The following is an 8,906-nucleotide window of genomic DNA, read 5'->3' as shown; positions in this document are numbered from 1 at the left end:
GTTTGGGGGTTGGGGGGGGGGGGGGTGGGGGGGGGGGGGGGGTCCGGGGGGGGGGGGGGGGTGCCCGGGGGGGGGGGGGGGGGGGGGGGGGGGGGGGGGGGGGGGGGGGGGGGGGACGGGCACGAGTGTCTCCTCGGCTCGCGGCTGCGGGTTCGTCGGAGCAGCTTCGCGGTGGGGACCGCTCGTCCTGCGGGGACACTCCTGCCCGTCCCCACCCCGACCGCGCCGGGGTGTCCGGATCGCCCTCTTCCCCGTTCGGGGCCGTCCATCCCCACTCGATCGAGTGTACGAAGGGGTGGAACTTCGCCGACTGTGCCGGCTGTTGAGACTGGTGACCGGCAGGATCGACGGGCAGCGGGCAGTGGGCAGTAGAAGGGAGCGGGGCGATGGGTGTGGGAGCGATGCGGGGCCGCGGCGCAGCACGGGGTGTGTGGGCGGCCGTGGGCTTGGCCGGGTGCGGGGCGTTGCTGGTGGTCGGGTGCGCTCCGGCCGGCGGGCCGGGGTCCGGGGCTCCGGCGGGTTCCTCGCCACCGGCGAAGGGGGCGAGCCCTTCGGGGGGCGGTCCCGCCTCTGCGGGGGCCTCGGCCCCGGGGCCACCGGCGAAGGGGTCGGTGGCGGTGTCCGGCGAGGTGGCCAAGGGTCTGGAATCGCCGTGGGGCGTGGCCCCCTTGCCGGGCGGGGACCTACTGGTCGCCTCGCGGGACAAGGGCACGATCACCCGGGTCGACACGAAGACGGGGAAGCCGACGGAGATCGGCAAGGTCTCCGGGGTGGCTCCGGGCGGCGAGGGCGGGCTGCTCGGTCTGGCTCTGTCGCCCTCGTACGCCTCGGACCACCTCGTCTACGTGTACTTCACGACGGAGTCCGACAACCGGATCGCCCGGCTCAGATACGACGAGCAGAGAGCGCCCGGCCAGCAACTGGGCTCCCCGGACACCGTGTTCCGGGGGATCCCCAAGGGGCTCGTGCACAACGGCGGCCGGATCGCCTTCGGCCCGGACAAGATGCTCTACGCGGGCACGGGCGAGACCGGGGAGACCGGGCTCGCCCAGGACAAGAAGTCGCTGGGCGGGAAGATCCTCCGGATGACCCCGGACGGGCAGCCCGTGCACGGGAATCCGGAGGCCGATTCGGTCGTCTACTCCTACGGGCACCGCAATGTGCAGGGGCTGGCCTGGGACAAGGACAAGCGGCTGTGGGCCTCGGAGTTCGGCCAGGACACGTGGGACGAGCTGAATCTGATCCAGCCCGGCGGCAACTACGGCTGGCCCGATGCCGAGGGGAAGGCGGGCAAGCCCGGTCTCATCGACCCGGTGGCCCAGTGGAAGACCGATGACGCCTCACCGAGCGGGATCGCCTTCGCGCAGGGCTCGATCTGGATGGCCGGGCTCAAGGGAGCCAGGCTGTGGCGGATCCCGCTGGACGGCACCAAGGCGCTCGCGGAGCCCGAGGCCTTCCTCCAGGGGACGTACGGGCGCCTGCGGACGGTGGTGCCCCTGGGCGGGGACAAGCTGCTGCTGGTCACGAGCGAGACGGACGGGCGCGGGACGCCCGAGGCGGGGGACGACCGGATCCTGAGCCTGACAGTCCGGTAGCCCGCCGCTCCCGGCCGCCCGCCGCTCCGGGTAGCCCGCCGCTCCCGGCCGCCGGGGCCGGGAGCCGCCGGCTCAGGAAGGGACGGGGGTGAACAGGCGCAGGCGGTGGGCGAGGGCGGCCGCCTCGCCGCGGCCGGCGACGCCCAGCTTGGCCAGGATGTTCGAGACGTGGACGCTGGCCGTCTTCGGGGAGATGAAGAGCTCCTCGGCGATCTGACGGTTGCTGTGGCCCGCCGCGACCAGGCGCAGTACGTCCCGCTCGCGGCTGGTCAGGCCCAGGCTCTCGACCGGGTCGGTGTCGGGCCCGGTGGCAGCCGGGGCGGCGCCCTCGTCGGGGTCGGTGAGCTGGAGGCGGCCGCGCCGGGCGAGCAGGGCCAGGTCGTCGCGGAGCCGGAGCGAGCCCAGGCGCTCGGCGGTCGCGTGGGCCGCGCGGACGAGTGCGGCGGCGTGTTCGCGGTCGCCGCCCGCGGCCAGCAGTGACTCGGCGACCCGGTGGCGGGCCCGGGCCAGCAGGTACGGGCGCTCCAGCGGCTCGATCGCGGCCTCGACGGCGGTCCAGTCGGCAGGGGTGTCGCGGTCCTCGGCGCGCAGCAGTTCGGCGCGGACGAAGTCGGCGTGGGCGGCCCACAGCGGCACCGGGGCGGCCAGGTCGAGCATGGCCCGGCGCAGGATCCGCACGGCCTCCTCGTGGCCCGCGGCGGCGGCCGGGAGGCCCCGGGCGTCGGCCTCGGCGGAGGCGGCGGCCAGGAGCAGGGGCCAGGCGTAGCGGTGGTGGCCGAGCGGGAATCCGGCGCCGATCGCCTCGGCGACCTCCGTGCGGACGTCGGCGATCCGGCCCTCCAGCGCGGCCAGGCCGACCGTCAGGCGGTACATCGGGATCCGGTGCTGGGGCTGGGCGTCGTGGGTGCCGAAGTGTTCGTGGGCGGCGCCGAGCCACTGGGCGGCGCCGGCCACGTCGCCGCGGGCCAGGGCGAGGTAGGACAGGCGTGCCGAGGCCATGCCGCGCGGGGCGGCGCTCTGGCTGACGCGCAGGGTGCGTTGGGCCGCCTCGGTGGCCTCGTCCCAGCGGCCGAGGCTGTACAGGCTCTCCGCCATGTTGCCGCGGACCCAGGCCTCGGAGTCCAGGAGCCGGGAGGCTCCGACGAGTTGGACCCCCGCCTCCGCGAGTTCCACCGCTTCCCGTGAGCGGCCGTTGTTTTCGAGCTGAGAGGTGAGATTGATGTGAACACGACCCGAGAGCATGGCCAGGCCCAGTTCGGCGGCCCGTACCTTGACCTCCTCCATCAGGGCGAGCCCTCCCGCCACGTCCCCGGCGTCCGCGAGGAGGGAGCCCAGGGTGATGCGGGAGTGCAGTTCGACTTCCTGGGCGCCGACCATCCGCGCGTACTCGACGGCGCGTTCGGCGGCCGCGATGTTGTCGAGGCCGGGGTTGTGGATCATGCCCCACCCCGCGGCGCGGGAGAGCACTTCGGCGTGCACGTGGGACGGGGGCAGCCCCTGGACGAGTTCCTGGGCGGTGCTCAGTTCGGTCCAGCCGTCGCCGCGGCCCAGGCTGGCGACCAGCTTGGAGCGCTCGGTCCAGAACCAGGCGGAGCGCAGCGGGTCGTCCTCGTCCTCCAGCACCCGCAGGGCCATCTTGGTTATCTTCAGGGCGCGATCGCGCTCGCCGCCGAAGCGGGCCGCGACGGTGGCCTCGGCCAGCAGGTCGAGCCGGCGCAGCGGGGTGGTTTCCGGGTCGCAGCCGCAGGGCGGGTACACCTCGGTGTAGTCCGCCGGCCGCAGCTCCGCGCGGACCTCCGCGGGCGCGCTCTCCCACAGGTCGATGGCCCGGTCCAGCAGCCGGAGCTGTTCGGAGTAGGCGTGTCGGCGGCGGGCGGTGACGGAGGCGGCGAGCACGGCGGGCAGGGCCTTGGCCGGGTCGTTGGCGTAGTACCAGTAGCTCGCGAGCCGGATGGTCCGCTCCGAGCTGCAGACGAGGTTCTCGTCGGCCTCCATGGCCTGTGCGTAGCGGCGGTTGACGCGGGCCCGTTCGCCCGGCAGCAGGTCGTCGCTGACGGCTTCGCGGACGAGGGAGTGCCGGAAGCGGTAGCCGTCCCGGTCGGCGCTGGCCAGCAGGATGTTGGCGCCGACGGCGGCGCGCAGCGCCTCGATCAGGGCGTCCTCGGTCAGCTGGGCGACAGCGAGGAGGAGTTCGTGTTCGACGGTGGAGCCGCCTTCGGCGACGATGCGCACCACACGCTGGGCGGCGTCGGGCAGCACCTCGACGCGCACGAGCAGCAGGTCGCGCAGGGATTCGGTGAGGCCGGTGCGACAGCCGCTCTCGCGGCAGGCGACCAGTTCCTCGACGAAGAAGGCGTTGCCGTCGGAGCGGTCGAAGACGGTCTCGACCAGTGCCTCTTCGGGCGGCGCGGCCAGGATCCCGGCAAGTTGGCGGCGCACTTCCGCGCGGTTGAAGCGGGACAGCTCGATCCGCTGGACGGAGCGCAGCCGGTCGAGTTCGGCGAGCAGCGGGCGCAGCGGGTGGCGGCGGTGGATGTCGTCGGCGCGGTAGGTGGCGACGACGACGAGCCGGCCGGTGGAGAGGGTGCGCAGGAGGTAGGCGAGGAGGTGCCGGGTCGAGGTGTCCGACCAGTGCAGGTCTTCCAGGACGATGACGACGGTGCGGTCGGCGGCGAGGCGTTCCAGCAGGCGTACGGTCAGCTCGAAGAGCCGGGCGGTACTCTCCTCGTCGTGCGGTCCGCGGGGGGTCTCGCCGAGCTCGGGGAGGATCCGGGCGAGTTCGTCCTCCTGGCCCGCGGCGGCGGCGGTCAGCTGCTCGGGGAGCTGGCGGCGCAGGCTGCGCAGGGCAGCGGAGAAGGGGGCGAAGGGAAGACCCTCCGCCCCTATCTCCACACAGCCGCCGACGGCGACGACGGCGCCGCGCCGCTCGGCCTCCGCGAGGAACTCCTCGGTGAGGCGGGTCTTGCCGACCCCGGCCTCGCCCCCGATGAGGAGGGCTTGCGGTTCCGGGCCCGCGGCCCGGGTCAGTGCGTCGGTGAGTACGGCCAGTTCATCGGCGCGGCCGACGAACACCGGGCTGACAGATCTGGTCTCCACGCCGCCGAGCATCGCACAGCGTCGCTCGGGAGTGACACCGGATATTGGTGCGCTTCTCATCACGTGTCAGATCACGTGGTGCGTGGCGCGGGTTACGCGGCCGGGGTGAACCGGCTGCGGGTCTCCCTCACCGGCCTTTCCGAGGCCTTCTTGAGAGAGAAGGCGCGGCGCCCGACCCGGGCCTTGGCCAGGCGCACCTGGCGGTACTCGGCGGCCTCACGGATGAGCTCGTCGCGGTGGGCGATGGCGATCTCGTACACGAACATCTCGTACTCCCTGGTCCTGTTTCTCGGGCACCTCGTTCGGTGTGATCCAAGAATCTCGTCCCAGGGGGTGCGAGGGCATCGGGCGCATGCCGCATCTCGGTGCGGTCGGGGGCCTTAGGCGGGTGGCCCCGGGGCGCCGGGCGGACTAAGGCGGGGCCCCTACCCACCCGGCGGCCTAGGCACGGGGCCTAGGCAGGGGGGCTCAGGCAGGGGGCCTAGGCGGCGGCCGCGGCCTTGGGGAGGGGGAAGAGGACGTCGAAGTACATGAGGCCGAAGATCAGCACGCCGATGACGCCGAGCGCGACGGCGACCCAGGAGACTGCCTTGACCCACTGCGGGTTGACCCGACCGGGGGCGCCGAAGGAGGGACCGACCAGCACGAACATGCCGATGAGGAGGGCGATCGTGGAGAAGACGCCGTTGACGAGGGCGGTCATGTGCCAGCCGTCGCTGTACAGGGCCTGGATCTTCTGTTCGGTCGAGGTGGCGTTGACCGAATCGATCTGGCCTATGAGGCCCTGGCGCTCGGTGATCACCCGGGCGACCCAGGTGCCGCTGAGGGCCACGAGGGAGAGACCGGCGCCCGCGATGGCCGCGGCCGCGGAGAAGACACCGGTGGGGCGGTCCTCGGCGTCCTGGTCCAGGAACGCCTCGGACTCCTCGTCGTCGAGCTCCCCGTCCGGGTCGCCGACCACGTCCGCGATATCGGTGACCTCGACATCGGTGGCGGTGGTTGCGGTGACGGTGGCCTCGGTCGACTCCTTGGAGTCCGACTCGGGCGCGTTCTGGGCGGGGGTCTTCGTGGTGTCCATGCGGGGCACCGTAGGCGGCGTATCTGAGAGGTTCCTGAGAGCCGCATGTGCGGCCGTCCACCGGGCCGCCCGCGGGCGGCCGCCGCCCGGGTCCGCAGGTCCGGACGACCCGTCCGACCGCGGTCGGACGGGTGCGCAGGTCGGTGGGCTCAGCCCTGCTGGGCGGCGTCCCATTCGTGGGCGAGGAGCGCCCAGACCTCGGTGTTCTGGAGGACGCCCCGGTGGCGGTGGCTCTCGCGCATCACGCCCTCGCGGGTCATGCCGAGGCGCTGGGCGACGGCGAGGCTCTTGGTGTTGAGGGCGGAGGCGTGCCACTCGATGCGGCGCATGCCGCGCTCCCGGAACGCGTAGTCGATCAGGATCCGGCAGGCCTTGGTGATCAGGCCGCGCCCGGCGGCGGTCGGCTCCAGCCAGCAGCCGATCTCGCAGGTGCCGCCGTCCGCGTCGAAGGTCCGGAAGAGGACCCCGCCGACGAGGGTGCCGTCGACCCGGATGCCGTAGAGCCGGCCCGTGTCGGTGGCCGCCTTCTGGGCGTAGTTCCCCAGCAGGGTGCGGGCCGACCCGAGGTCGGTGGCGGCGTCGGGGAAGCCGATGTGCTCCCCGATGTACGCGCGGCCGCGCTCCATGTGCGCGAAGAACTCTTCGGCGTGCCGGATCTCCAGGGGGAACAGCTGGGCGTCGTCGGCCAGATGTATCGAGAACATGCGGGTTCCTTCGGCTCCTCCGGTGCCCGGCCCGGCGCGTCAGCGGGGCGCGGCAGCCGGTTCGTCGGTCGTGCTGCGCTGCGCGGGCAGTGTCGCACGGGAGCGGCACTCGGGAGGTTCGATGCTGATCTTGGGCAGTCGGCGGTCGAGCCAGCCGGGGATCCACCAGTTCGCGCCGCCGAGCATGTGCATGAGGGCGGGCACGAGCAGGGTGCGCAGGACGAAGGCGTCGAGGGCGACGGCGACGGCGAGGGCGATGCCGAACATGGCGATCAGCCGGTCGCCGCTGAGGACGAAGGCGAGGAAGACGGAGATCATGATGACCGCCGCCGAGTTGATCACCCGGCTGGTCTCGGCGAGGCCGACCCGGACCGCCCGCCGGTTGTCACCGGTCTCCAACCACTCCTCGTACATCCGGCTGACCAGGAAGACCTGGTAGTCCATCGACAGCCCGAAGAGGACGGAGACCATGATCACCGGCAGGAAGGGTTCGATCGGGCCGGCACTGCCCAGGCCCAGCAGTTCGCTGCCCCAGCCCCACTGGAAGACCGCGACGACGACGCCGAAGGACGAGGCGACGGCGGCGACGTTCATGGCGGCCGCCTTGACCGGGATGCCGATGGACCGGAAGGCGAGCAGCAGCAGGACGCAGCCGAGGGCGATGACGACGCCGACGAAGAGCGGCAGCTTCCCGATGACGACCTCGGCGAAGTCGTCGTAGCCCGCCGTCACGCCGCCGACGTGGACGTCCATGGTGTGGCCGCGCTCGGCGCGCGGAATGACGTCCTGGCGCAGCCGGTCGACCAGGTCGCTGGTGTCCCGCGACTGCGGGGCGGAGGTCGGCACGACCGTCAGGACGGCGGTGTCCCCGCTCCGGTTGAAGACGGCCGGCCCCGCGGCCGCGACGCCGGGGGTGGTGCGCAGGGTCTCGCCGAGGCCGTCGAGGGCGACGCGGTCCGCCGGGCCGTCGAGCCGGGCGACGAGGGTGAGCGGGCCGTTCACGCCGGGGCCGAAGCCGTCCGCGAGCAGGTCGTAGGCCTGCCGGGTGGTGGATGCGGCCGGGTTGTTGCCCTGGTCGGAGGTGCCGAGGTGGAGGGAGAAGGTGGGCAGCGCCAGGACGACCATGACCACGGCGGCCAGCGCACCGAGCAGTTTGGGCCGGCGTTCCACGAAGGCGGACCAGCGGGCGGCGAAGCCGGTGGGCGGATCCGGCCGCGGGCCGTCCGCGGCGAGCTTGCGGCGCTCGCGGCGGGACAGGGCGCGCATGCCGATGTACGAGAGGAGAGCGGGCAGCAGCGTGACCGAGGCGGCGACCGTCAGGACGACGGTGAGCGAGGCTGCCAGGGCGACCCCGTTGAGGAAGTTCAGGCGCAGGACCAGCATGCCGAGCAGCGCGATGCAGACGGTGGCCCCGGCGAAGACGACGGCCCGGCCGGTGGTGGCGACGGCGGTGCGGGCGGCCTCGTCCACGGACAGGCCGCGCCGTAGGCCCTTGCGGTGTCGGGTGACGATGAAGAGCGCGTAGTCGATGCCGACGCCGAGCCCGACCAGGGTGCCCAGCATCGGGGCGAAGTCGGCGACCGGCATGGCGTGCCCGAGCAGGGTGATGCCGAAGTACGCGGTGCCGACGCTGACCAGGGCGGTGGCCAGGGGCAGCAGGCTGGCGGCGAGCGAGCCGAAGGCGAGGAAGAGGACGACACCGGCGATGGCGACGCCCAGCACTTCGGCGAGGTGGGCCGAGGGGGCCTCGGTGAGGCCGATGGCCCGGCCGCCGAGCTCGACCTGGAGGCCGTCGCGTTCGGTGGCGGGGTTCTTCGCGGCGGCCACGACCGCCTTGGCCTGCGCCTTGGGGACCGCGTCGGCCGGCCGGTCGAAGGTGACGACGGCGTAGGCGGTGCGCCCGTCCGCGCTGATCCGGGCCGCGCCCTCAAGGCCGTACGGGCCGACGACCGAGCCGACTCCGGGCAGTGCGGCGACCGCGTCGAGGGCCCGGCTCATGCGCTGTCGGACCTCGGGCGAGCGGGCGTTCTCGTGCTCCGGGGTCCGCCACACGATGGTGTCGGTGTCACCGCCCTGGCCGTGGAAGCCTTCGCGCAGCAGGGCGTGGGCCTTGCCGGACTCGGTGCCGGGGACTTCGTAGTCGTTGGAGAAGGCGGTTCCGGCGCTCGCGGCGGCCGCCGCGGAGGCGCCGAGGGCCAGCAGCCAGAGCATGACGGCGACGAGGCGGTGCCGCATGCACCACCGTGCGATTGCTGCCAACGAACGTGCTCCCTGGTGGTTCGGATCCTTTGCCGGGGAACAGCCCGTCGGAAAGAACGCGTATGCCCGAGGTGGTCTACACCGTCACGATCTCAACGATTGGTGATCGTTGGCCCGGTTCGTGGGCATCGTCACAGGATACGGACGGGGACCGGGCCGGGACCGGGACCTCGT

Annotated in this window: 6 protein-coding genes; 1 reads left to right on the top strand and 5 read right to left on the bottom strand. The window is 73.2% G+C overall.

Features of this window, described 5'->3' with window-relative positions; all coding sequences use genetic code 11:
- Window positions 1–401: 401 nt before the first annotated feature.
- The gene (locus ACIBEA_RS21055; protein WP_399263014.1) at window positions 402–1,595 is read left to right on the top strand and encodes a PQQ-dependent sugar dehydrogenase; all 1,194 of its coding nucleotides are present in this window, start codon (window positions 402–404) and stop codon (window positions 1,593–1,595) included.
- A 72-nt stretch (window positions 1,596–1,667) separates the two neighbouring features.
- Here ACIBEA_RS21055 and ACIBEA_RS21050 read toward each other — a convergent pair whose 3' ends face one another.
- The 5 genes from ACIBEA_RS21050 to ACIBEA_RS21030 form a co-directional block, all read right to left on the bottom strand.
- Complete coding sequence (locus tag ACIBEA_RS21050; protein WP_399263012.1) at window positions 1,668–4,703, bottom strand: AAA family ATPase; 3,036 nt, start codon at window positions 4,701–4,703, stop codon at window positions 1,668–1,670.
- Window positions 4,704–4,783: 80 nt separating this feature from the next.
- Window positions 4,784–4,957: a hypothetical protein gene (locus ACIBEA_RS21045; protein ID WP_399262971.1), complete on the bottom strand. Its 174-nt coding sequence runs from the start codon at window positions 4,955–4,957 to the stop codon at window positions 4,784–4,786.
- Window positions 4,958–5,172: 215 nt separating this feature from the next.
- Window positions 5,173–5,769, bottom strand: a complete 597-nt coding sequence (locus ACIBEA_RS21040; protein ID WP_399262970.1) for a hypothetical protein — start codon at window positions 5,767–5,769, stop codon at window positions 5,173–5,175.
- 149 nt (window positions 5,770–5,918) lie between these two features.
- Window positions 5,919–6,473, bottom strand: coding sequence for a GNAT family N-acetyltransferase (locus ACIBEA_RS21035; RefSeq protein WP_399262968.1), 555 nt, complete (start codon window positions 6,471–6,473; stop codon window positions 5,919–5,921).
- Window positions 6,474–6,512: 39 nt separating this feature from the next.
- Window positions 6,513–8,732, bottom strand: coding sequence for an MMPL family transporter (locus ACIBEA_RS21030; RefSeq protein WP_399262966.1), 2,220 nt, complete (start codon window positions 8,730–8,732; stop codon window positions 6,513–6,515).
- Window positions 8,733–8,906 lie beyond the last annotated feature (174 nt).

The organism is Streptomyces sp. NPDC051555 (genome assembly GCF_044454405.1).
In the GTDB taxonomy this organism is placed as follows: domain Bacteria; phylum Actinomycetota; class Actinomycetes; order Streptomycetales; family Streptomycetaceae; genus Streptomyces.
This window is presented reverse-complemented; position numbering and strand designations above follow the sequence as displayed.

Bases quoted from the DNA above. Each gene is read 5' to 3' on its own strand.
- ACIBEA_RS21050 (WP_399263012.1), bottom strand. From the start codon at position 4,703: ATGCTCGGCGGCGTGGAGACCAGATCTGTCAGCCCGGTGTTCGTCGGC.
- ACIBEA_RS21055 (WP_399263014.1), top strand. From the start codon at position 402: ATGCGGGGCCGCGGCGCAGCACGGGGTGTGTGGGCGGCCGTGGGCTTG.
- ACIBEA_RS21045 (WP_399262971.1), bottom strand. From the start codon at position 4,957: ATGTTCGTGTACGAGATCGCCATCGCCCACCGCGACGAGCTCATCCGT.
- ACIBEA_RS21040 (WP_399262970.1), bottom strand. From the start codon at position 5,769: ATGGACACCACGAAGACCCCCGCCCAGAACGCGCCCGAGTCGGACTCC.
- ACIBEA_RS21035 (WP_399262968.1), bottom strand. From the start codon at position 6,473: ATGTTCTCGATACATCTGGCCGACGACGCCCAGCTGTTCCCCCTGGAG.